This window comes from Halobacillus sp. ACCC02827 (assembly GCF_030291935.1).
Taxonomy (GTDB): Bacteria; Bacillota; Bacilli; order Bacillales; family Halobacillaceae; genus Halobacillus.
On sequence record NZ_CP128168.1, the window covers coordinates 3,636,905 to 3,659,605 of the forward strand.

Genomic DNA, 22,701 nt, shown 5'->3' on the forward strand with positions numbered 1-22,701 from the left:
ACTTACCATGACTTATTTATCATTGATTTTAATTATACACACACTTATAATTACTTACAAAAGGATGTAAATGGAAGGAGGTTTCGTGATGTATCAAGAAGAACGACTGATTGCAGTGATCCAATACTTGAAGGAGAAGCGGAGGATATCCATCGAGCAGATGTGTGAGATGTTCGACATTTCCCGCGATACGGCCAGGCGCGATCTCGTTAAGCTGGAAGACAGGAAAGCGATTGTAAGGACACGTGGCGGAGCGATCCTTCCGACCTCCCACGCCGCCATCCAAGATTATACGAATCGTTTGAAAACGGTTTCTTATGAGAAGGAACGCATCGGCCGGGAAGCTGTCTCTCTCATGCAGCCGGGCGACAAACTGATACTCGATACGTCAACGACCGTCCAGGCGTGTGCCAATCAGATGACTCCGATGGAATTGACCGTCATCACCAATTCGATCCACCAGGCGAGCATTCTGTCCAATGTCGGTAATATTTCCATCCACCTGCTCGGCGGGCACCTGCAGAAAGAACACCAATTTCTGTACGGCGCCTCCGTTATTGAGCGTCTGCAAAGCTACCATGTCGATAAAGCATTTATCGGGGTCGTCGGCATATCCGATCAAGGCCTGACAATCGGCATTGAGGAAGACGGCATGGTAAAGAGGACCATGATGAAACAGGCGAAGGAAGTGATCGTGCTCGCCGACCATACGAAGTTCGGAATCACGGAATTCTTTTCGTTTGCAGGGCTTGAAGATGTCGATATTATCGTCACGGATAAACTCCCGAATGACCGCTTTCAGAAGATGTTGAAAGATAATGACGTGGAGCTGATCGTGACAGAAGAAGGGAAGCAGAATCCATGGACATGATCGCTATTGATTTAGACGGAACGTTGTTGAACAGCAGCAGTCAGATAAGTGAAGAAAATGTCCGCGCCATCAAAGAGGCGCAGGAAAAGGGTGTAGAAGTAGTGATCGCGACAGGGAGAGCGGAGTTCGATGTTCGGGAGCTGTTTAGAGAAACAGGGCTTCGGACATGGGTGATCGGTGCAAACGGTGCAACGATCCATGATCCGGAAGGCAGACTCTTTCATGCCACGCCGATGCTGACGGAGGATGTACGTGACGTTCTTCCTTGGTTGGAAGCGAACGGCTTCTATTATGAAGCGTGCAGCGATGAATGGATTTGGACACAACAGGAAGGACGAAGCCTGCTGCAAGTCGAAATCGACCGGATCAAGAGCGCAAATCCGGACGTGCACATCGGTGAACTCGAGCATGCCATAGAGAAACAATTCGGTCAGAACGGCTTCCGCTTCATCAAAGACCACCGGGACATTGTCGCTTCGGATGCTCCGGTCTACAACATCCTCGCCTTCTCTTTCGACGATGCCAAACGCAGCCTCGGGAAAGAACGCTACCGGGGAGAACCGACCATGACCCTTGTCAGTTCGGCCGATCATAACTTCGAACTGGAGCACAAGGATGCATCGAAAGGGCTCGCCTTACAGAAGCTTGCCTCCCACCTCGGCTTATCTATGGAAAAGACAGCGGCGGTCGGCGACAGTCCGAATGACTTATCGATGATGAAAATGGCCGGTCACTGTGCCGCTATGGGGAACGCGAAGGACCTCATTATAGAAACGGGAGATTTCACAACGAAGACCAATGAGGAGCACGGCGTCGCACACGCCATCGCCCACTGGTTATCCTGATGTTTCATCCACTTACCCAGCGTAACTCCACGGGAGGCGTGATGGGTCGTGATGAAAATATAAGAAAGCAGACGCATCCATCAAGGAGGCGTCTGCTTTTTCTATGCCGGCGGAATGTCGGCATTGCTGTAGCGGTGGTCGAGGTCGACGAACTTGTTGTACTCCTTGACGAAGGCAAGTTCTACGTTACCGACCGGTCCGTTACGCTGTTTCGCGATAATGATTTCAATGATGTTCTGACTTTCCGACTCTTTGTCGTAATAGTCGTCACGGTAAAGGAAGCCGACGATATCGGCATCCTGCTCGATCGATCCGGATTCCCGAAGGTCGGACATCATCGGGCGCTTATCCTGTCTCGACTCCACCCCACGGGACAGCTGGGAAAGAGCGATCAGCGGCACGTTCAATTCACGGGCCAGCCCCTTCAGGGAACGGGAGATTTCCGATACCTCCTGCTGACGGTTCTCTTTCGAATTGACGCTTCCCTGGATCAACTGCAGGTAGTCGATCAGAATCATACCAAGTCCGTGTTCCTGCTTCAGACGACGGCACTTCGAGCGGATTTCACTGACACGCACACCCGGCGTATCATCAATGAAGATCCCTGCGTTCGACAGACTCCCCATCGCCATCGTCAGCTTATTCCAGTCTTCTGTTTCCAGCGTACCGGTCCGGAGTCGCTGGGCATCAATGTTTCCTTCTGCACAGAGCATACGGGACACGAGCTGATCGGCACCCATCTCCAAACTGAAGATCGCGACGTTCTCATCCGTATGGACCGCTACGTTCTGCGCGATGTTCAAAGCAAAGGCGGTCTTACCCATGGAAGGACGGGCGGCGATAATAATCAGATCGTTCCGCTGGAAGCCGGAAGTAATCTGATCGAGGTCCCTGTAGCCGGTCGGAATTCCGGTCGTATTCCCGTCATTATGGTGGAGCTGTTCGATGTTGTCATAAACGTCGATCAAAACATCCTTAATGTTCTTGAAGGCGCTGGAATCCTTCCGCTGGGAAACTTCCAGGATATCCTTCTCCGCCGAATTCAGGACATCATCCAGGTTTTCTTCTTCGGAATATCCAGTCGTTACGATATTCGTCGCCGTCCGGATCAAGTTCCGAAGCGTTGCTTTCTCACCGACAATCTTCGTGTAGTAGGCGATGTTGGCAGCGGTCGGTACGGAATTCGCAATATCTGTCAGATAGGAAACTCCCCCTACCTCTTCCAACACTTTATTGTTCGTAAGCGCCGTCGTCACGGTGACGAGGTCGATCGGCTCTCCCCGATCGGACAGAAAGAGCATCGCTTCATATATACGCTGATGGCTGGCCCGGTAGAAATCTTCCGGGAGCAGAGACTCCGCTGCTGTCGACATCGCTTCAGGCTCTAAAAAGATCGCACCCAAAACCGCCTGCTCCGCTTCAATATTGTGGGGCGGGGTACGATCATTCCACATTTCACTCACTAATTTTTCCTCCTCTGACTCTAAAACGAAAACGTCCGCTGCCGTACTCTTCCAAGGTTGCTTACCGACGTCCGGGAAGATCAGGGAAAAGAGAAGCGCCCACGGCTACAGCCGGAGTGGGCGCTTGATGACAAACCGCTTACTTCTCCTCTACATGGACACGGATCGTGCCTGTCACTTCCGGATGAAGCTTCACAGGTACGTTCGTATATCCGAGCGTCCGGATCGGGTCATCCAGCTCGATTTTACGTTTGTCGATTTTAATATCATGGTCTTTCTTCAGCTGTTCCGCAATCTGCTTGCTTGTGATGGAACCGAACAAGCGGCCGCCGTCTCCGGATTTCGCTGTCAGCTTCACTTCCATACCGGAAAGCGTCTCTTTCAACTGCTTCGCTTCCTCCACTTCTTCCTGCGCACGCTGCTCCTGCTTCGCATCCTTTGCTTTCTGCGCCTGGAGGTTTCCTTTCGTAGCTTCAACGGCCAAGTTATTTTTAAGCAGATAGTTGCGGGCGTAACCGTCGTTTACATCCTTGATTTCGCCCTTCTTGCCTTTCCCCTTAACATCGGCTTTAAAAATTACTTTCATTCAAAGTCTCCCCCTTCAAAATACTCATCAATTATATCTTGCAACAATGCTTTCGCATCTTCAATCGTTGTGTCTTCCAATTGGGTCGCCGCATTCGTCAAATGCCCTCCGCCGTTCATCTTCTCCATGATGACCTGGACGTTGATGTCCCCGAGCGAACGGGCGCTGATGCCGATTCGTCCGTCTTTACGTTCGGAAATGACGAAGGATGCGACGATTCCGCTCATCGTAAGCAGCGTATCGGCGGCCTGTGCGATGATGACCGGTCCATAGGATTCGCCTTTGTCCCCGGTCGAGATGGCAATTCCATCCCTATATACGCTCGCCTGCTCGATCAGCTTGCTTCTCCGTATATAAATATCAAGGTCTTCTTTCATGAACTTCTGCACGAGGACGGTGTCCGCTCCTTTAGAACGGAGGTAGGACGCCGCGTCGAACGTGCGCGAGCCGGTTCTCAGCGTGAAGCTCTTCGTATCGACGATGATTCCTGACAGCAGCGCCGTCGATTCAAGCATCGACAGTTTCAGCTTCTTCGGCTGGTATTCCAGCAATTCCGTCACAAGTTCTGCAGTCGAAGATGCGTACGGTTCCATGTACACGAGCGTCGGATCGGAGATGAACTCTTCGGCCCGGCGGTGGTGATCGATGACGACGACATGTTCGGTCTTCGATAACAATTTCTCTTCGATGACCATCGACGGCTTGTGCGTATCGACAATGACAAGCAGCGTATCGTTCGTCACCATTTCAAGCGCATCCTGAGGTGACAGGAAGTAACGCCACAAGTCCTCATCCTTCTCGATCTCTTCAATCATCCGTTGGACACCTGTATCGATATCGTCGGGATCAAGAACAATCGCTGCTTCTTTATCATTCGCCTGAGCGATCTTCAGAATCCCGATCGATGCCCCGACCGAATCCATATCCGGAGACTTGTGCCCCATGATGAGCACCTTTTCACTCTCCTGGACGAGCTCCTTCATCGCATGGGAGATAACGCGGGCCCGGACACGGGTCCGTTTCTCCATCGGATTCGTTTTACCGCCGTAGAAGCGGACTTTCCCGGAGTCATCCTTGATAGCCACCTGATCTCCGCCGCGCCCCAGTGCAAGGTCGAGACTGGACTGAGCCAGTTCGCCAAGCTCCGGCAGGCTGACCGGTCCGACACCGATACCGAAACTGAGCGTCAACGGGACGTTCTGATCGGTAATCAGCTCACGGACATCATCCAGAATCTCGAACTTCGCCTTTTCAAGCGTTGCCAGAATCTCCTGGTTCAAGACTGCCATGAAGCGCTCCTGAGACGTCCGTTTCAAATAAATGCCGTAATCGCCGGCCCATTTATTCAGAATCGACGTCACCTGGGAGTTGATATGGCTCTTCGCTGTATCGTCCATCCCTTGAGTGATCTCTTCATAGTTATCCAGGAAGATGACAGACAGCACCGTCTGTTCGTTCTCATAGCGATTATGGATTTCGGTCTGCCGCGTCCTGTCGAACAAGTAAAGCAGCCGTTCCTCACGCTTGATGACCGTCTGGAACTTATAGCTGCCGATCGTAAGCCACACTTCATCCTCATCTTCCTTGACGGCAGGGATGATTTGATCGGACAGCTTCTTAAGAGACTGACCGACGATCGAGTCCTCCTCTGTGAACCTGTTCATGTAGGGATTCGCCCATTCAATCGTGAAATTCTCACTGAAGAGGATGATCCCGATCGGCATCTCGAGTAACGCCTCTTCCCCCACCTTCTTGACCCGGTAGGAAAGCGTCGAAATATATTCCTCTGTTTCGCTGATCATATTCTGTTCCGTACGGACACTGTAAAAGATGGACGCAGCTAAAAACAGCGTCATCATCAGTCCCAATGTCCACTGGTAATACCAAATGAATCCAAGCAGCACAAGAGAGATCAAATAAATGATCCACAAGTGTCCGCTCATCGTTGGTTTTTTAAAGAAATTCGGCATTGCATTCAGCTCCCACCATCTGCTCCGAGCTATTTATCCTTCGTTTCTCCCAAGCGTTCCCGCAATGGAAATCCTAAATCAATTATACCTAAGATTCTTACAAGATACAGCATCAATTGTGGAAGAAGCAAGGTGAAAACGATGAGCACCACCGGAATTGCCTTGGACCATTTCTTCACACCGGCATAGAAAAATACGAAAGAAAAGCCTTGGATGACGATCAGCGTCCCTGTCAACGTGAAGATGTTGATGGCGGCTAAATAAAGCAGCCCGCCTCCGTCTCCGACAATCAGATTCAAAATCAATGCAATCAAGTAGTACCATAATACAGCAGACGGCAGCCGGAAGTTCTTGAAAGAGACGAAGCGGTACGACTTCTTCTCCACCCGGTTGATCACCTTGTACGTAATCCACTGATTCAGGAACGCAAGGACGATTCCTGTCATAGCGAGAATACTAGGCATGATGTCAGGGAGAAACGCGATCTGCTCCCGCATGGCGGCAATCTGCTGCTCGACCTGCTCCTCGTCCATCACACCGGAGAGAAGGTTCTCTGCGGAAGTGACTCCTTCTTCCAGATTGTTGTTGAAGTCATCGATCCAGTTGACGTCGAACACAAACTGAGTAGCAAGGAACAATAGAACGATTCCGATGATGAAGCCGACCGAACCGATGGCCAGCGTCTCATAGGATCCGCGCTTCTTATGCATGGCACCACCAAGGAACAGGCCGCCGATGCCGGCAAGCAGCGTGACCGGCGATATCACTGTCGCAAACAGCAAGGAAAAGATCAAAGCCACCAGGAACACCAGGGCTCCGGGTTTCCACCCATGCCGATGCGCGTAATAAGCGAACGGTACGGGCAGGACAAATATCATGAAAGGACCAATAATCGGCATATACAAAGAAAGCAGCAGCAATATCAAGTAGATACCGGCCATCAAAGCCCCTTCCGTTAATCTTCGTGATTTATTCATTTCTTTTGAAGCACCTCTATTTCTACGGGCTTTTAGTAACCTCCCTATTTTAACATACAAAGGGTACCTGTTTCTCGTCTCATCCATCCGTTCCAGGACTTGGTCATATGAACACAGTCTGGTATGATAAATGAAATTAATAGAGGAGGACGATCATGCGTACCGACTATCATGTTCATATGGCAGAAACTGGCAACTTAGATATCGACTACCTCAGAACCTACATACAAAAAGCGAAAGAAGAAGGCATTGAAGAACTCGGCATATCCGAGCACGCTTATTTCTTCCAGGAAACGAGTGCGATCCTCTCGAACCCGTGGGTGGAGAATCGCAGAACCCTTGAATTCGATACGTACCAGAAGATGTTCGATGCGGCAGAGGAAGCCGGGCTTCCTATTAAGATGGGAATAGAAATGGACTATATGCCGGGAAAAGAAAAAGAGATGAAAGACTTCATCGACGCCCATCCCTTCGACTATGTGATCGGATCCGTTCACTGGATCGATGATTGGGGAATCGATCTCGCCATTTTCCGGGACGAGTACGAAAAGCGTGATTTGAAAGAAGTGTACCGTCAGTATTTCGACCGGGTCGTCACTCTGGCAGAATCCGGCCTGTTCGATTTCGTCGGTCATATCGATGTCATCAAAGTATTCGGCTATCGACCGGATGATGAGGCGTTTCTGAAAGAACAGTATGAACGCGCAGCCAAAGCGCTGGCGTCGACCAACACATGCATCGAGATCAGCACGGCCGGTCTCCGGAAGCCGGTCGGCATCATGTATCCGGACCCTGTGCTGCTGCAGATTTGTAAGGATCACGGCGTCGGGATCGTCCTTTGTTCGGACGCTCATAAACCGGACCATATCGGGTACCGATACGGGGAAGCAATCGACCTCGCGAAGTCGGTCGGCTACGATAGTGTTCACGTTTTCTCCAATAGAAAAGCGACGGTACACCCGATCGACTGACCCAGTTTCACGTGAAACACGCACACAAAAAAACCGAACGCATCCAGCTCAAAAAGCCGGGAGACGTTCGGTTTTTTTCATATTCCACCCTCACCAGCTGATGATTGGAGGGCAGGGCGGAGACTCCTGCGGGAAAAGCGAGACAGGAGAGACCCCGGAAGAGCGGAGCTCTGAAGAGGCTCGCCGGCCGCCCGCGGAAAGCGCAGCCCTGCACGGAAACCATCAGCGGCGGCACAAGCAGTCCCGATAAAAATTAATACTGAACAGGAGCTCCCGGGCCTACAGGGATTCCGAGCAGCACCCAGATGAGCAGAAGCACGAGCCATCCGAGCAGGAAAGCGACGGAATAGGGGATCATCATCGAAATCAATGTCCCGATACCGATTTTCTTGTCATAACGCTGTGCGAAGGCAATGACGACAGGGAAATAAAGCAGGAGCGGTGTCACCATGTTCGTCACCGAGTCCCCGATTCGGTACAACAGCGTCGTGAATTCAGGAGAATACCCGAGATTCATCATGATCGGAACGAAAACAGGCGCCAGAATCGTCCATTTCGCGGAAGAACTGCCGATGAAGAAGTTCACGACCATGGTCAGACCGATGAATGTCAAAATGAGCGCAATTCCATCAAACCCGGTGGAATCAAGGAAATCAGCTCCCCGAAAGGCGATGACCGTCCCAAGATTCGTCTCCTGGAAGTAAGCGATGAACTGACCCGCTGTAAATGCAAGCGCGATATATCCTCCCATACTCGCCATCGTCTTGCCCAGCAGCCTCGTTAGATCCTTATCATTCTTGATCTCCTTAACGACGATTCCATAGATTAATCCCGGTACAAGGAAAAGAAGGAAGATGACAAAGACGAGGGCCTGGAAGAACGGCGATTCAATATAAGCCCCGTCCCCACGCAGCGGTCCGAGCGACAAATAGACCATCAAAGCGAAGGTTAGAAGAAAGCCGAGACCAGCAAGCCGCATCCCTTTTCTCTCTGTATCAGTCAACTCTTCCATCTCTGCATCGGCCTCTCCCTTGTACTTCCCAAGGCGCGGTTCGATGATCTTTTCCGTGACGAAGGTACCGATGATGGTTACGAGAAGAACGGAGACGGCAGCGAAGAAATAGTTCATCGTCACGGTAATCGTATCGGCATAAGCAGGATCGATGGTACGGGCAGCATCTGCCGTCAACTCCTGCAGGATCGCATCCGTCGAAGTCAGAGCAAGGTTTGCGCCGAATCCCCCCGACACCCCGGCGAACGCAGCAGCAAGACCGGCGAGCGGATGACGTCCCAGTCCAAGGAACAGAACCGCTCCAAGCGGCGGAAGAACGACATAGCCGGCATTGACCGCTAAACTGGACATTACACCTGCGAACACAAGCGCGGCCGTCAACAGCTTATTAGGGAAGGAGAACACGATCCCCTTCAGCGACGTATGGATCAGTCCCGTCTGTTCAGCAAGGCCGATCCCAAGCATCGTAACAAGAACGGCTCCGAGCGGCGGAAAACCGATGAAGTTTTCGACGGCACTATTGAAGATATACTCCAGTCCACTCAGACTGAGCAGATTCTTCACTTCCACGACTTCTCCACTCGTCGGGTTGGTGACGGCGACGCCGGAGAAAATGCCTGATAGAACAATAACCAACAAAGCTAATATGGCAAATAATAAGAGCGGGGACGGCAGCTTATTCCCAAGCCACTCAATCCCGTCCAAGATCCGGAACAAGCCTCTCCTGAACTTGGATATGGATTCTCTTGATTCTTCCAACCTTTATCCCTCCAATGTGTATCGTTTTAGTCGGATTTAAACGTACCAAGGACCCTATCTTTTGTCAAAGCACATGCTCCTTCTTTAGCCGCACGATCTTCCCACTTCTCCAACAAATAAAGAAAAAGCAGGCAAACGCCTGCTTTTTCTTAAAGATATCTATAATAATGGCTTAGAGAGTAAGGCTCTGGACCTTCTGGATATCAGAGAGCTCTGCCAGCTTGACAACGGATTCTTCCGTCACTTCTTTGTCGACCGTCAGCACCATGACAGCTTCTCCACCTTCATTCGTCCGTCCCACCTGCATCGTGGCGATGTTGACTTGATGCTGGGCAAGAAGGCTTCCGACACGGCCGATTGCACCTGGCTGGTCTTTGTGGTGAATGACGATGAGATGCCCTTCCGGAACGACGTCGATCGGATAGTGATCGAACTGGACGATGCGTGGTCCCAATCCGTTCAGAAGCGTTCCACGGATGCTGCGCTTCTCTTTATCTGTTTCAATTTCCACCGTGATCAAGTTTGTGAAGCCTTTTGTAGATGTCGACTTCTGCTCGTTGATCGTAATTCCTTTATCTGATGCCGTCTTAAAGGCGTTGACGTCGTTGACACGGCTGCCGATATGACGCTTCAGAATACCCTTCACAGCGATACGAGTAAGCGGCATCGTATCGACATCCAGCAGTTCTCCACTGTACGTGACATTCACACTTTCAAGCGTGCCGTCGACGATCTTGGAAAGAAAATCCCCAAGACGCTCGGATAATAGGAAGTAAGGAGAAAGCTTCTCCATCATTTCTGAAGAAACGGATGGAATGTTGACAGGGTTTTTCACCGTACCTCCGCGCAGGGATTCGATGATGTCATAGCTGACGTCTGTCGCCACATTCTCCTGCGCCTCGATCGTGCTCGCACCCAGGTGCGGAGTCGCGATGACTTCATCAAGGGTAAGCAGCGGATGCTCCGTCGCCGGCTCTTCCTCGAAAACGTCGAGAGCTGCTCCAGCGATCTTGCCGGATTTAATAGCTTCATAGAGGGCATTCTCTTCCACAATACCGCCGCGGGCACAGTTCAAGATGCGCGCGCCGTCTTTCATCTTCTTGATCGCCTCTTCATTGATCAAGTGTTTCGTCTTCTCAATAAGGGGCGTATGGACGGTAAGGAAGTCCGCCTGCGCGATCACTTCGTCGACCGTTCCGCACGTTACGCCTGCCTTCGCCGCCTTTTCCTCGTTCAAGAACGGGTCGAAGGCAACGACTTTCATCCGGTGGCCTTTGGCGCGGGAAGCAACTTCCCGGCCGATTCTTCCGAAGCCGACGATACCGAGCACTTTATCCTTCAGCTCGACACCGACGTATTTCTTCCGGTCCCAGCGCTGCTGCTTCAAGCTGTGGTACGCCTGCGGGATGTTCCTGGCAAGCGACATGAGCATCGCCATCGTATGTTCCGCCGTAGAGATCGTATTTCCATCCGGCGCATTAACGACGACCACACCGTTCTCTGTCGCTGCCTCGATATCGATGTTATCGACGCCTACACCGGCACGGCCGATGATTTTCAGGTGAGGGGCATGTTCGATGACTTCCCTTGTCACCTGTGTCTGGCTGCGGACGATCATGGCGTCGGCAGAACCGACCGCCTCCAGCAGCTCTTCCTTGGAGAGGGAAGGGGTATTGATCGTTTCTACATCTTCTGCATCCAATAATGGTCTGATTCCGTCTTCACTAAGTGGGTCACTGATTAATACGCGGTACATGATGATCCTCCCTTGTGTGCTTCAAGTATGCTTCCTGTGCTGCTGCGACGCCTGCACCGGGTTCGAATTCATGTCCGAGACGCTTCAGGACGATTTCGATGATGCCGATATACTGCAGGACATTTGCCGGGCGACAGTAACCCATATGGCCGATGCGGAAAATCTCGCCCTTCATATGCTTCTGTCCTCCTGCCATGATCAAGCCGAATTCTTCGTTGGCAAGCTTCCTCAACTGCTCTGCCTCGAAGGTATCCGGGCGGATCGATGTCACGGTAGTGGAAGCTTCCGCCTCGCTTACAAGCAGCGGAAGACCGAGAGCGAGACAGGCGTTCCGAGTCATATCTTTCATTAACGTATGACGTGCATACACGTTTTCCAAACCTTCTTCTTCCAACAGGTTCAACACCTGTTCTAATCCGTACAGCAGCGACAAGGCCGGAGTGAATGGTGTCTGTCCTGCGTCGAGCTGTTTTTTATAAGATCTCAAGTCCAGGTAAAAGCGCGGGCGTGGATTTTCGTGAATCACTTTCCAGGCTGCTTCTCCGACAGCGGCGAACGCAAGGCCGGGCGGGAGCATCAACGCTTTCTGGGAACCGGATACTACGATATCGATTCCATAACGATCCATATCGAGACCGGCGCCACCGACAGAGGAGACTCCGTCAACGATGACAAGGGCAGAGCTTACGGATTTAACGCGTTCGGCGACTTTTTCGACCGGATGCATGACCCCTGTCGACGTTTCACTGTGCGTCAGGAAGACGGCTTTCGCTTTCGGGTAGGATTGAAGGGCCGCTTCCACCTGATCCGGTGTCACCGCTTCTCCCCAAGGAACATCAAGCTGATGGACGATCAATTCATACGTGCGGCAAATCTGAGCAAAACGATCTCCGAAGGCACCGGCGACAACGACGATGACCTCTTCCCCGGGCTTCGTCGTATTGACGACAGCGGCCTCAAGTGCTGACGTTCCGCTTCCTGTCATGACCAAAACATCTCCGGAAGTGCCGAAGACCGGCTTCAACCTCGGAGCAATTTCCTTCATCAATTCCTTACATTTTTCACCACGGTGACCAATCATCGGCTGGCTCATGCTTCTCTCCACACTTGGTGGTGTCGGAGTCGGTCCCGGAGTGTGCAGCAAATCCCATTCACGCTTCATTTTCCACTTGTACCTCCTCATTTTCTCTTACCCTTTTCCTATTAAATGTCTTTAACACGTTAGAAAAAGAAATGATATTCTCTAATCCTATCAAATGGTAGGATGTTGTCAATCAAATTAGAAAATTCAGTTATAATGTCTACATTTCTTGTGCATATTTTCCTGATATCCCTTTGATTTTTCTGAAAATTATCGTTATAATTCAAAAAGTAATTATTTTCTAAAAACTTTGAAAACGGGGGAGTTCTTTTTGAGAAAACAGTGGTGGGTTTTATTTTCACTCTTATTCGTCCTTGTACTCGCAGCGTGTAGTGGAGGCAGCGAGACATCATCAGAATCAGACGGGGACAGTACATCCGATGAAGGATCTGCTTCCGGAGAACAAGAGATTACAGTAACAGCAAAAAGTGAAATCCCAAGCATGGACCCGTCCTTGATCACCGATTCCGTCGGTTTCCAATGGGCCGGTGAAACCTATGAAGGGTTGTACCGCTTGGATGAAAATAGCCAGCTCGTCGATGGGATGGCAGAAGACTCTGAAGTAAGTGAAGACGGACTTACTTGGACATTTAAACTGCGTGATGCCGAGTGGTCGAACGGCGATCCTGTAACGGCAAATGACTTCGTCTACGCCTGGCAGCGGGCGGTCGATCCGGATACAGCATCCGAATACGGCCCTTATTTCCTAGGCGGCATCATTGATAACGCCCAGGAGATCAGCAACGGAGAGATGGAGCCGGAAGAACTCGGCGCGACAGCGGTCGATGATAAGACATTGGAAGTCAAATTGGAAAAGCCTGTTCCATACTTTGAATCGATGACCGTGTTCATCACCTTCATGCCTTTGAACCAAAAGTATGTAGAAGAACAGGGAGACAAGTTTGCAACGGAGGCCGAGTACACAATTTCGAACGGTCCTTTCGAAATGACAGACTGGAGCCACGGCGAAGGCTGGACGATTGAGAAGAGCGATTCCTATTGGGATGCCGATACCGTCCAGTTGGACAAGATCCACGCAAAAGTAGTGAAAGAAGTTTCCACAGGCGTCAACTTATATGAATCCGGCGAAATCGATCAAACCGAATTAAATGCCGAATTCGTCGATCAATACAGCTCGGACGAAGCGTTCCAGGTCGTCGAGAAACCATACTTATATTTCTTCAAGTTCAACCAGGATAACAACGAAGCATTGGCCAACGCCGATGTCCGTAAAGCGATCTCCATGGCTATCGACCGCCAGGGACTTGTCGACGTCATCTTGAATGACGGATCCGTGCCGGCCAAAGGATATGTACCATCGAACTTCGTATCGATGCCGGACAGTGAAGAAGACTTCCGGGAAGCGCAGGGCGACCTCGTAGAGACGAACGTCGAGAAAGCGAAGGAACATTGGCAGAAGGGCTTGGAAGCACTCGGCACCGACACAGTGGAAATCGAGCTGCTTGGAGATGACACAGGTACATCGAAAGATACCCTTGCCTATTACAAAGGCCAATTGGAAGAGAATTTGGAAGGCCTGACGATTAAAGTGATGGAAGTGCCGTTCAAAGAGCGTGTCCGCCGTGACAACGAAGCAGAATTCGAAATGGAAGCAGCGACGTGGGGACCGGACTATGTCGATCCGAACACGTACTTGAACATGTATCTGACAGACGGACAGAACAACAACATGGGTTATTCCAGTGAAGAGTATGACAGCCTCATCGAACAAGCGAACAATGAATTCGCCCAGGATCCGGATAAGCGTTTCGAAGCATTCATGGAAGCGGAACGCCTCCTTCTGGAAGAAGATGCAGCCGTCGCTCCGATCTACCAGGATGCGAAGGCACAGCTCTTCCGTCCATCGATCAAAGGAGTCTACTCCACAGCAACAGGTCCTGAATTTGAATTTAAGTGGGCCTATGTAGAAGAATAAACAAAAAAGCGGCAGGGAATTTAATCCCCGGCCGCTTTTTTCTTTGGCAAAATAGAAGATCGGTCAGACCTCCAGCACCCCTGTGGTTCCGAAAAATTCATAGTGAATCTGCTCATGCTTCACACCAATCGCAGCAAGCGCTTCATGCACCGCTGTCATGAAGCCTTCCGGGCCGCAGATATACACGGATGCACCGGATGGCACCTTCTCCTGTAAAAACGCTCTATCTACGTATCCTGATTGATCGAACGTTCCCTCTTCTGCTCGAGGTTCGGAATAGACGATATGCGTAGACGCAGCAGGAAGAGCTGTCATGTCGTCACGGAAGGCGTGGACGGCGCCGTTCTTCGCTCCGTGGATAACATGTACCTCCCGATTCTTTTGACGTTGAACCGCGTCCTTCCACATGCTCATAAGCGGTGTAACACCGACTCCTCCACTGATCAGCACAAGCGGACGTTCCACTTCTTCATCCAGTGTGAAATCACCTGCAGGCGCACTGACCGGCAGCGTATCGCCTGCTTCGACCTTGTCGTGGAGCCAGCAGGAAACAATTCCGGCAGGATTTCCGTTTATGCCACGATCTCGCTTCACACTGATGCGGAAATAATCGTTTCCGGGTGCATCGGATAAGCTGTATTGTCTCAAATGACTGACGGGCTGGTCGGGGATGTCCGCTTTGATCGTCACGTACTGACCAGCCCTGAACTGTGGAAGGGCGCCACCGTCGACGGGTTGGAGGTAGAAGGAAGTGATTGTGTCACTTTCCTTCACCTTTTCCGCTATCCGGAACGTGCGATATCCGCTCCAGCCTCCACGCTGATTCTCCACCTGCTCATAGAGGTCGGATTCGATATCAATGAAGACACTCGCAATGACTCCGTAAGCACGCTCCCAGGCTCCTAGAACCTCCTCTGTCGCACCGTCACCGAGCACCTCTTTGATCGCGCCAAGCAGGTGCTCGCCGACAACAGGATAGTGCTCCGGTTTCACATGCAGGCTGCGGTGCTTTTCCGCGACCTGCTTGACCATCGGCAGAATCGTTTCCAACTCATCGATGTGTGCTGCCGCCATGTACACAGCATTCGCCAGAGCCTTCGGCTGCTCGCCGACCTTTTGGTGCGTCTGATTGAAGACGTTTCTCAGTTCCGGATGCTCTTGAAAGAGGTTCCGGTAGAAAACGCCTGCAATCGTACCGCCATGCTCCGCCAGGACAGGAACCGTCGCTTTAATCGTCCGTACTGTCTTTTCATCTAGTGGTTTTTCAGCCTTTGTCACCATAATAAAGCCTCCAAAAGATATATTTTTAATACATCTTTATTATAAAACGAAGAAAATTTAAAGCAATATTTAAAATACATCTTTTATGACAATTGTGAGAACGTCTCATTCCTAAGACTTTATAAACGGAGTATGGTATCATGAAAAAAACAGAAAATGAGGGTTACGACGATGCGACTAAAGAAGTACACGGACTATGCCTTAAGGGTATTGATTTTCACAGCATCGAAAAGGAACGGAGAGCTCGCACGAAAGAAAGAGATCTCCGAAGTCTTCCACATCTCAGAAAACCATTTGGCTAAAATCATACATGAGCTCAATAAGATGCAGCTGATTGAAACACTCCGGGGCCGCTCCGGCGGCATCCGGCTGGCCCGGGAACCGAAAGACATCAACGTCGGCGATGTCGTCCGCGCGATGGAAGACGACTTTCATCTACTGGAATGCTTCGACTGCGCCACCAATTACTGTGTCATCACTCCCGCCTGCAAATTGAAGCACGCCCTCCACGAAGCATTACGCGCATTCCTTGCCGTACTGGAAGGGTACACACTCGAAGACCTGCTGACAAACAAAGAAGAACTCCGTGACTATATGGGGTTGAACGGATAATCAGCAGGCGGACGACCTGACGATTCCATAAAAAAACCACGACAATGGCTGTCGTGGTTTTTTTATGAGCTTTCGAGAAATAGAATTGGGAAAGAAAATAATCACCCAAAGTCAGCAATAGATGAGGGGAAGAAACCCCTTTCCCTGGAAACGAAAAAGAAACCCCGGAATCTAAGAAAGATTCCGGGGTTTCCACCGACGCTACCCATCCACTTATTCAGTAGTGTATGGAAGTAGAGCCATTTGACGAGAGCGTTTGATCGCTTTTGTCAATTTACGTTGGTATTTAGCAGAAGTTCCAGTTACTCGACGAGGAAGAATTTTTCCACGATCAGAGATGAAACGTTTCAGCAAATCAACATCTTTATAGTCGATGTGTGTAATTCCGTTAGCTGTGAAGAAACACACCTTTTTACGTTTACCGCGTCCACGACGTGCCATGTGCATTCACTCCTTTCTCATTAGAATGGTAGATCGTCATCTGATATATCGATAGGTTCCCCATTATCTGCGAATGGGTCATCGTTTCGTTGGTTGTTGTTGTTAGAACCGAAGTTGTTTCCTGATGGTTGTTGATTCTGATTTGGTTGGAATCCTGAACCTCCACGGTTTCCTCCGCCTTGGGAAGCACCTTTGGATTCTAGGAACTGTACGCTGTCTGCAACAACTTCTGTAACGAATACACGCTTACCTTCTTGGTTGTCGAAGCTTCTTGTCTGTATGCGTCCATCAACACCTATAAGGCTTCCTTTACTCATAAAGTTAGCCAGGTTTTCTGCTGGACGTCTCCAAACGACACAGTTGATGAAATCGGCGTCGCGATCTCCCTGGTTGTTGGAAAAAGGACGGTTTACAGCGACAGTGAAGTTGGCGACAGCTACTCCGTTCGGCGTATAGCGTAAATCAGGATCCTTCGTCAATCTGCCGGCTAATACGACACGATTTAACATCAGAACCACTCCTTATTTGTCATCTTCGCGTACAGCGATGTGGCGGATAATATCATCCGTGAACTTCGCTTGACGGTCGAATTCGTTGATTGCTTCGCTCGTACCAGCGAAATCAATCGTTACATAGATACCATCACGGTGGTCGTTAATTTCATAGGCAAGACGACGCTTACCGATTTCTTTAACTTGTTCGATCTCCGCACCGTTATCAGTTAGGATTGCGCTGAAACGATCTTTGACAGCCGTTTTAGCTTCCTCCTCGATGTCTGGGCGGATGATATACATGATTTCGTATTTTCTGTTCATCCGTTTTCACCTCCTTATGGACTTGACGGCTCCTTCTCTATCGAAGGGGCAAGGAGTAATCAATAATTACTCACAATATAGTATTGTAACAAACTTGTCCCTCATTTACAAGCCTTCGGCGAAAGCTCGTGCGCTTACACGTTGAAACGGAAATGGATGACATCCCCGTCACGGACGATATACTCTTTTCCTTCCAGACGAACGCGTCCACGGTCGCGTGCTGCCCCCATCGAACCCGCTTCCATCAGGTCATCATAAGACACCGTCTCGGCACGGATGAACCCGCGCTCAAAGTCCGTGTGGATGATTCCTGCTGCTTGAGGGGCTGTCATGCCTTCTTTGAACGTCCAGGCACGGACTTCCTGCTCCCCGGCTGTGAAGTACGTTGCAAGACCCAGAAGGTTGTAAGTCGCTTTGATCAGCTGATCGAGGCCGGACTCTGCAATTCCGAGATCCTCCAGAAATTCTTCTTTTTCGTCGCCGTCCAGTTCGGCGATCTCTGATTCGATTTTCGCACAAACAACGATGACTTCCGCGTTTTCTTTCGCTGCGAACTCGCGGATTTGTTTGACCTTATCGTTGTCGCCTTCCCCGATTTCCTCTTCGCTTACATTCGCGACATAAAGGATCGGTTTCGCCGTCAACAAGTGCAGACCTTTTACGATCTTCTGCTGGTCTGTGCCGAATTCGACGGCACGGGCCGGCGTTTCGTCTTCCAATGCTTCTCTCAACGTCTCCAATACCGCCTGCTCCGCTACGGCATCCTTGTCCTTCTGACGGGCAAGTTTCGCGACGCGGTCCAGACGCTTCGTGACGGTTTCAAGATCGGCAAGGATAAGCTCCAGGTTGATCGTTTCGATATCGGTGATCGGATCGACCTGGCCGGATACGTGGGTGATGTTCTCATCTTCGAAAGCGCGGACGACGTGACAAATGGCATCCACCTGACGAATGTGGGAAAGGAATTGGTTTCCAAGTCCTTCACCTTTACTTGCGCCTTTGACGATACCGGCGATATCCGTGAATTCAAACGCTGTCGGAACGGTCTTCTTCGGATTTACAAGCTCTGTCAGCTTGTCCAGCCGCTCATCCGGAACTTCTACGATCCCGACGTTCGGGTCGATGGTAGCGAACGGATAGTTGGCGGACAATGCTCCCGCTTGTGTTATTGCGTTAAATAACGTAGATTTCCCTACGTTCGGCAAACCTACGATTCCTGCTGTTAGTGCCATATAAGACTTTCACTCCTTAAGGATTTACATACATGCATGTTAGTCATTTCAATTATAGATTTTGTACCTGAAAATAACAACCGGTGCTATTCCGTAATCAGGCGTTATTCTCTCTTCATTCTTACCATATTCGTGAAAGGAAAATCAGCAGTCGGGAACAATTCATATCAGAAAATGAAAGTTCATCATCCACTACCGATCCCGAACCGAGAAGAAACCCTCCTAAAACAAAGGAGGGTTTCACGTCATTCTGCTGTTTCCAAAACTTTCTTCAGCTTCGTTTCAAACTTGCGGCGCGGGACGAGCACACTGTGGCCGCAGCCTTCACATTTGATCCGGATATCCGCACCCATCCGGATGATCTTCCAGCGGTTTTCTCCGCATGGATGGGGCTTCTTCATTTGAACGACGTCATTCAGTTCATAATTTTTCTCCGCCAAGGGAACTTCCTCCTCTTATTCTTCTTCCTTACGTTCTTCGTTCTCGTCACGAGAGTACATGACCATGCGGGGGAACGGAATCTCGATTCCTCTTTCATCGAGGCGTGCCTTTATTTCTTTACGCATCGCACGGGCAATTACCCAGTGCTCCATAGGATTCACTTCACTGATGATACGCATAACGACGTCGGACGCTCCGAAGTTCTGGACACCGAGAAGCTGCGGCACTCCGATCATGGAATCATAGCGCTCCGGCATTTCTTCCAACAGCTCGAGAATCACTTTCTCCGCTCTGTCAATGTCTTGTTCATAAGCGATACCGACATCGACGACAGCAATGCTGTTGTGAATCGAGTAGTTCGTCACCTGTGTCACATTTCCGTTCGGAAGAATATGTACTTCACCCGTCCAGGCTTTCACTTTACAAGTACGAAGACCCACTTCTTCTACAAAGCCTTCCACTCCGGACGTCTGGATATAATCCCCGACAGAGAACTGATCTTCGAAAATGATGAAGAAGCCGGAAATGATATCCCGGACAAGGTTCTGTGCGCCAAAACCGATGGCGAGACCGGCGACCCCGGCACCGGCAAGCAATGCCCCGACGTTCAGCGAGAACGTATCCAGAATCATGACGAAAGCGATGAAGTACACCACATACGACAACGTGTTCAAAATCAATTTGTTCAGCGTCGCTTCCCGGCGCTGGGTAATTTGGAAAGGCCCTCTCCGTTGATTGGTAAAGAACCTCGTCACCACTTTTCTTCCTATACGAATGACCAAAAAAGCGACAAGCAGAATAAGAACGATCTGTAACGCTCCGAGTGCAATCGTCATCCATAAATCCGGCCCGGTTACATACTCAACAACCTCATCCCATTTCGTTTTCGCATCTTCTACAACTGTTGCGGGATTGCTCACCCTGTCCCCTCCTGTACGACATGAATATGACATTCATTTTAACAGGTTTTCACCGAATTTTGAATCGGGAAAGAATCGGGTATAAGAGAAGAGAGGCAAGCACATATAAATTCAGAATGCCATATAGAGGGTACAAATATTCAATCAACGTGGAGAAGCCGAACGATGTGAATGGGAGCATTACCGCAATCACTCCCATAGCCAGAATCCAAAGCGGCTGCCGGACGTATTCACGAAATCGTGTGACGAGCCCGAGCGTTCCGGAAGCGGCTGTCGTAAAGATGGCGATCCACAGCATCAGGGACATGAAGAGCATCATAGCATACGGATAATGTTTCAAAATCGCAAATAGAGGTATCTCATACAAAATGATGTCCTCCGCAATTTGGATGAGACTGTTGTTATAGAGATAGGATACAACACCCAGAATGACACCGCTCCCGACGCTTGCCACCCATATTTCCCCTCTGCGCTTCACTTGATTGCCGATCGCCCCGAGCACGGCGATGAGCGGCAGGATATTCAGCGCGGTGAATGGAAATGCCGCCATCCAATTACTGTTCTCCATCACATGACCGAACAGAGACAGATGCTGGTCGCTGATGAACAGAATCAGAACGAACAACAACCCCGCAATCAAAAGGGGAAGCACGAAGCTGTTGACGAGTACGATCCCTTTGACATCCCACACGAACAAGAGAATGAGTGGAAGGATGATAATGAGCACCCCGAACTTGTAAGGGAAATGGAATGCCTGCCACGTCGCACCAGATCCTGCCAGCATGATGACAGTCGTCGTGAACAGATAGATGATGATCATCCAATCGTACACCCCGGTCAAATGCTTTCCGACGATGGCCCGGAGAACCGGCAGATAATGGCCGGACTGCTTCTTGAAGCTGATATCCATGATCGCCACACAACAGAAGATGAACATGAGAGCGAACAACAGGATGGCCAGGCTGCTGTCTTGTCCAAAAAATTGCCAGAGCTCCCTCCCGGAAGCATACCCGGCACCGATCATCGTTCCTACTATCAAGAACATCCACTTGATACCTGCTTTTATCATGACGGTTCCTCCACCTCTATGTATTTGTCACGTATAGAACGACGGACAACCTTATATACTGTTACTACTATGTGTCTGGAGGAGAAGCTATGAATTTCAAGGACAAGTTTTCCAAAGAAGAGAAACGTGTCAGCACCGACGATCCGGCCATGAGCGATACGTTAGCCACCTACCTGAACGATTGGCTTCCGTCCTCTCAGGAAATCGTCATCGCCTGTATCGGAACCGACCGCTCCACAGGAGATGCCTTCGGTCCGCTCGTCGGCTCGATGCTGAATGATCAGAATCTGGAAACCTTCCATATTTACGGTACGCTCGAAGAACCGCTACATGCCCTCAACTTAAAAGAGCGGCTGACGTGGATCAGCAAGACCCACCATCACCCCTATATCCTGGCCGTCGATGCCTGCCTTGGTAAATCAGCGTCTGTCGGATCTGTCGTTCTCGGCAAAGGTTCCCTGACACCCGGTTCGGCCTTAAAGAAGGATCTGCCTCCGGTCGGCCATATGCATATCAGCGGCATGGTCAATGTCAGTGGATTCATGGAGCACGTCGTCCTGCAGAATACACGGCTGCACATTGTCATGCAGATGGCAGCAAAAGTAGCGGCAGCCCTTCAGCTGACGGACGCGAAGCGCAGACAGAACCAATTAGAAACATCACCCTATCACCCGTTCACAACGAACATCAACCCGATGAAAAAGGAAATCCGCTGAACATAAAAAAAGCCCCAACCAATGTGGTTGGGGCTTTTCATCCTTGTCTTGCTTGAACCTATTGGTGGAAGGACCATTCCAGTATAGGGGGGACGTTTATATCTAGGCGGAAACGTTCGATTCCGATAAAAGTTGATTTGAACATATGTATTAGAACCAGTGAACGACCGCGAGAATCAGGCCGACGGTGCCTAGAGAAGGGAGCAGGTTCGCTACCCGTATTTTCGTCAGCTTCAGCATATTCAAAGCGATTGCCACGATTAACAAACCGCCGGTTGCCGTCATCTCGACGATGAAAGTATCCAATACCTCCTGAGGGACAAACCGTTGAATTTGTGTCGCCAAAAGAGCAATCGATCCTTCGTACAGGACGACAGGAAAAAGGGAAAACAAGACCCCTATTCCGAGTGTCGACGTCAGGACGAGAGAAATAAACCCGTCGAGAATCGCTTTCGTAATCAATATTTCATGGTCATTACGCAGGCCGCTGTCCAGAGCCCCGACGACGGCCATCGCACCGATGACGAAAATAAGCGAAGCCGACACGAACCCTTGGGCGATGCTCACCGTTTGTTCCGGATTTGCGAATTTCCGTTCGATCCAGCGTCCGATATATTCAAGCCTTGATTCCAGCTGCAGGCCTTCCCCGATCAGTGCCCCGCTCAGAATACTCAATAGGACGATGACGATATCATCCGACTCCAGCGCCATTTGAATCCCGATGAGCAGCACCGCCAGTCCGACTCCCGACATGACCGTTTCTTTAAAACGTTCCGGAATCCTAGTAAAGACCAATCCCAGCAAGGTTCCGACAAGAATACATAAACCATTGATTAAAGTACCAAGTAAAACCATGACATTCTCTCCAATGTTGTTTTTTCACAAAA

22 protein-coding genes are annotated in these 22,701 nt (G+C 50.2%); 6 read left to right on the plus strand and 16 right to left on the minus strand.

Annotated elements, in window-relative coordinates; translation table 11 throughout:
* The first annotated feature begins 88 nt into the window (after positions 1 to 88).
* Together QRD89_RS19005 and QRD89_RS19010 are read left to right on the plus strand one after the other, a co-directional pair.
* A complete protein-coding gene (locus QRD89_RS19005) occupies positions 89 to 871 on the plus strand; it encodes a DeoR/GlpR family DNA-binding transcription regulator (protein ID WP_062515181.1) in 783 nt (260 codons plus the stop codon).
* Positions 862 to 1,716, plus strand: a complete 855-nt coding sequence (locus QRD89_RS19010) for a Cof-type HAD-IIB family hydrolase (protein ID WP_286096067.1) — start codon at positions 862 to 864, stop codon at positions 1,714 to 1,716. The genes QRD89_RS19005 and QRD89_RS19010 overlap by 10 nt, the downstream gene beginning before the upstream one ends.
* Before the next feature lie 101 nt (positions 1,717 to 1,817).
* Here the strand turns inward: QRD89_RS19010 and dnaB are convergent, their stop codons facing one another.
* From dnaB to QRD89_RS19030, 4 genes are all read right to left on the minus strand, one after another.
* The gene (gene dnaB, locus QRD89_RS19015; RefSeq protein WP_008635912.1) at positions 1,818 to 3,179 is read right to left on the minus strand and encodes a replicative DNA helicase; all 1,362 of its coding nucleotides are present in this window, start codon (positions 3,177 to 3,179) and stop codon (positions 1,818 to 1,820) included.
* Positions 3,180 to 3,318: 139 nt separating this feature from the next.
* Positions 3,319 to 3,765 (minus strand): 50S ribosomal protein L9, encoded by a 447-nt coding sequence (rplI, locus tag QRD89_RS19020; protein WP_008635913.1) that lies wholly within the window; start codon positions 3,763 to 3,765, stop codon positions 3,319 to 3,321.
* Positions 3,762 to 5,735: a DHH family phosphoesterase gene (locus QRD89_RS19025; protein ID WP_286096068.1), complete on the minus strand. Its 1,974-nt coding sequence runs from the start codon at positions 5,733 to 5,735 to the stop codon at positions 3,762 to 3,764. The genes rplI and QRD89_RS19025 overlap by 4 nt, the downstream gene beginning before the upstream one ends.
* Before the next feature lie 29 nt (positions 5,736 to 5,764).
* Positions 5,765 to 6,712 (minus strand): YybS family protein, encoded by a 948-nt coding sequence (locus QRD89_RS19030; protein ID WP_026577643.1) that lies wholly within the window; start codon positions 6,710 to 6,712, stop codon positions 5,765 to 5,767.
* A gap of 155 nt (positions 6,713 to 6,867) precedes the next feature.
* Here QRD89_RS19030 and QRD89_RS19035 point away from each other — a divergent pair, with 155 nt between their 5' ends.
* Entirely contained in the window at positions 6,868 to 7,683 is an 816-nt protein-coding gene (locus QRD89_RS19035; protein ID WP_008635918.1) for a histidinol-phosphatase HisJ family protein, read from the plus strand.
* 253 nt (positions 7,684 to 7,936) lie between these two features.
* On the opposite strand, the gene QRD89_RS19040 is transcribed toward QRD89_RS19035, so the two are convergent.
* The 3 genes from QRD89_RS19040 to QRD89_RS19050 all read right to left on the minus strand — a co-directional run bounded on the left by QRD89_RS19040 (position 7,937) and on the right by QRD89_RS19050 (position 12,372).
* The gene (locus tag QRD89_RS19040; RefSeq protein WP_008636619.1) at positions 7,937 to 9,454 is read right to left on the minus strand and encodes an AbgT family transporter; all 1,518 of its coding nucleotides are present in this window, start codon (positions 9,452 to 9,454) and stop codon (positions 7,937 to 7,939) included.
* A 172-nt stretch (positions 9,455 to 9,626) separates the two neighbouring features.
* Positions 9,627 to 11,210 carry a phosphoglycerate dehydrogenase gene (serA, locus tag QRD89_RS19045; RefSeq protein ID WP_008636618.1) on the minus strand — a complete coding sequence of 528 codons (1,584 nt, stop codon included), beginning with the start codon at positions 11,208 to 11,210 and terminating at the stop codon, positions 9,627 to 9,629.
* A complete protein-coding gene (locus tag QRD89_RS19050) occupies positions 11,188 to 12,372 on the minus strand; it encodes a pyridoxal-phosphate-dependent aminotransferase family protein (protein ID WP_008636616.1) in 1,185 nt (394 codons plus the stop codon). Before QRD89_RS19050 ends, serA begins: the two co-directional genes overlap by 23 nt.
* A 250-nt stretch (positions 12,373 to 12,622) precedes the next feature.
* Between QRD89_RS19050 and QRD89_RS19055 the strand changes: the two genes are divergently transcribed.
* Positions 12,623 to 14,287 (plus strand): peptide ABC transporter substrate-binding protein, encoded by a 1,665-nt coding sequence (locus QRD89_RS19055; protein ID WP_008636614.1) that lies wholly within the window; start codon positions 12,623 to 12,625, stop codon positions 14,285 to 14,287.
* A gap of 63 nt (positions 14,288 to 14,350) precedes the next feature.
* Here QRD89_RS19055 and hmpA read toward each other — a convergent pair whose 3' ends face one another.
* On the minus strand, positions 14,351 to 15,568 hold the full coding sequence (gene hmpA / locus QRD89_RS19060; protein ID WP_286096070.1) for an NO-inducible flavohemoprotein: 1,218 nt from the start codon (positions 15,566 to 15,568) through the stop codon (positions 14,351 to 14,353).
* A gap of 171 nt (positions 15,569 to 15,739) precedes the next feature.
* Here hmpA and QRD89_RS19065 point away from each other — a divergent pair, with 171 nt between their 5' ends.
* Entirely contained in the window at positions 15,740 to 16,180 is a 441-nt protein-coding gene (locus tag QRD89_RS19065; protein ID WP_008636610.1) for an Rrf2 family transcriptional regulator, read from the plus strand.
* A gap of 213 nt (positions 16,181 to 16,393) precedes the next feature.
* Here QRD89_RS19065 and rpsR read toward each other — a convergent pair whose 3' ends face one another.
* From rpsR to QRD89_RS19100, 7 genes are all read right to left on the minus strand, one after another.
* Positions 16,394 to 16,621, minus strand: coding sequence for a 30S ribosomal protein S18 (gene rpsR / locus QRD89_RS19070; protein WP_008636608.1), 228 nt, complete (start codon positions 16,619 to 16,621; stop codon positions 16,394 to 16,396).
* Between the two features lie 20 nt (positions 16,622 to 16,641).
* Entirely contained in the window at positions 16,642 to 17,130 is a 489-nt protein-coding gene (gene ssb / locus QRD89_RS19075; protein ID WP_008636605.1) for a single-stranded DNA-binding protein, read from the minus strand.
* A gap of 12 nt (positions 17,131 to 17,142) precedes the next feature.
* The gene (gene rpsF, locus QRD89_RS19080) at positions 17,143 to 17,436 is read right to left on the minus strand and encodes a 30S ribosomal protein S6 (protein ID WP_008636603.1); all 294 of its coding nucleotides are present in this window, start codon (positions 17,434 to 17,436) and stop codon (positions 17,143 to 17,145) included.
* A 134-nt stretch (positions 17,437 to 17,570) separates the two neighbouring features.
* Positions 17,571 to 18,668 (minus strand): redox-regulated ATPase YchF, encoded by a 1,098-nt coding sequence (ychF, locus tag QRD89_RS19085; protein WP_008636585.1) that lies wholly within the window; start codon positions 18,666 to 18,668, stop codon positions 17,571 to 17,573.
* A 245-nt stretch (positions 18,669 to 18,913) separates the two neighbouring features.
* Complete coding sequence (locus QRD89_RS19090; RefSeq protein ID WP_008636583.1) at positions 18,914 to 19,108, minus strand: DUF951 domain-containing protein; 195 nt, start codon at positions 19,106 to 19,108, stop codon at positions 18,914 to 18,916.
* A 15-nt stretch (positions 19,109 to 19,123) separates the two neighbouring features.
* Positions 19,124 to 20,029: a mechanosensitive ion channel family protein gene (locus tag QRD89_RS19095; protein WP_008636581.1), complete on the minus strand. Its 906-nt coding sequence runs from the start codon at positions 20,027 to 20,029 to the stop codon at positions 19,124 to 19,126.
* A 49-nt stretch (positions 20,030 to 20,078) separates the two neighbouring features.
* Positions 20,079 to 21,098 (minus strand): YkvI family membrane protein, encoded by a 1,020-nt coding sequence (locus QRD89_RS19100; protein ID WP_008636578.1) that lies wholly within the window; start codon positions 21,096 to 21,098, stop codon positions 20,079 to 20,081.
* Between the two features lie 89 nt (positions 21,099 to 21,187).
* Between QRD89_RS19100 and yyaC the strand changes: the two genes are divergently transcribed.
* Positions 21,188 to 21,814 carry a spore protease YyaC gene (gene yyaC / locus QRD89_RS19105; RefSeq protein ID WP_008636576.1) on the plus strand — a complete coding sequence of 209 codons (627 nt, stop codon included), beginning with the start codon at positions 21,188 to 21,190 and terminating at the stop codon, positions 21,812 to 21,814.
* A gap of 150 nt (positions 21,815 to 21,964) precedes the next feature.
* Here yyaC and QRD89_RS19110 read toward each other — a convergent pair whose 3' ends face one another.
* The gene (locus QRD89_RS19110) at positions 21,965 to 22,669 is read right to left on the minus strand and encodes a DUF554 domain-containing protein (RefSeq protein WP_026577639.1); all 705 of its coding nucleotides are present in this window, start codon (positions 22,667 to 22,669) and stop codon (positions 21,965 to 21,967) included.
* Positions 22,670 to 22,701 lie beyond the last annotated feature (32 nt).

Bases quoted from the DNA above. Each gene is read 5' to 3' on its own strand.
- QRD89_RS19005 (WP_062515181.1), top strand. From the start codon at position 89: ATGTATCAAGAAGAACGACTGATTGCAGTGATCCAATACTTGAAGGAG.
- QRD89_RS19010 (WP_286096067.1), top strand. From the start codon at position 862: ATGGACATGATCGCTATTGATTTAGACGGAACGTTGTTGAACAGCAGC.
- rplI (WP_008635913.1), bottom strand. From the start codon at position 3,765: ATGAAAGTAATTTTTAAAGCCGATGTTAAGGGGAAAGGCAAGAAGGGC.
- QRD89_RS19025 (WP_286096068.1), bottom strand. From the start codon at position 5,735: ATGCCGAATTTCTTTAAAAAACCAACGATGAGCGGACACTTGTGGATC.
- QRD89_RS19030 (WP_026577643.1), bottom strand. From the start codon at position 6,712: ATGAATAAATCACGAAGATTAACGGAAGGGGCTTTGATGGCCGGTATC.
- QRD89_RS19035 (WP_008635918.1), top strand. From the start codon at position 6,868: ATGCGTACCGACTATCATGTTCATATGGCAGAAACTGGCAACTTAGAT.
- serA (WP_008636618.1), bottom strand. From the start codon at position 11,210: ATGTACCGCGTATTAATCAGTGACCCACTTAGTGAAGACGGAATCAGA.
- QRD89_RS19050 (WP_008636616.1), bottom strand. From the start codon at position 12,372: ATGAAGCGTGAATGGGATTTGCTGCACACTCCGGGACCGACTCCGACA.
- hmpA (WP_286096070.1), bottom strand. From the start codon at position 15,568: ATGGTGACAAAGGCTGAAAAACCACTAGATGAAAAGACAGTACGGACG.
- QRD89_RS19065 (WP_008636610.1), top strand. From the start codon at position 15,740: ATGCGACTAAAGAAGTACACGGACTATGCCTTAAGGGTATTGATTTTC.
- rpsR (WP_008636608.1), bottom strand. From the start codon at position 16,621: ATGGCACGTCGTGGACGCGGTAAACGTAAAAAGGTGTGTTTCTTCACA.
- ssb (WP_008636605.1), bottom strand. From the start codon at position 17,130: ATGTTAAATCGTGTCGTATTAGCCGGCAGATTGACGAAGGATCCTGAT.
- rpsF (WP_008636603.1), bottom strand. From the start codon at position 17,436: ATGAACAGAAAATACGAAATCATGTATATCATCCGCCCAGACATCGAG.
- ychF (WP_008636585.1), bottom strand. From the start codon at position 18,668: ATGGCACTAACAGCAGGAATCGTAGGTTTGCCGAACGTAGGGAAATCT.
- QRD89_RS19100 (WP_008636578.1), bottom strand. From the start codon at position 21,098: ATGATAAAAGCAGGTATCAAGTGGATGTTCTTGATAGTAGGAACGATG.
- yyaC (WP_008636576.1), top strand. From the start codon at position 21,188: ATGAATTTCAAGGACAAGTTTTCCAAAGAAGAGAAACGTGTCAGCACC.
- QRD89_RS19110 (WP_026577639.1), bottom strand. From the start codon at position 22,669: ATGGTTTTACTTGGTACTTTAATCAATGGTTTATGTATTCTTGTCGGA.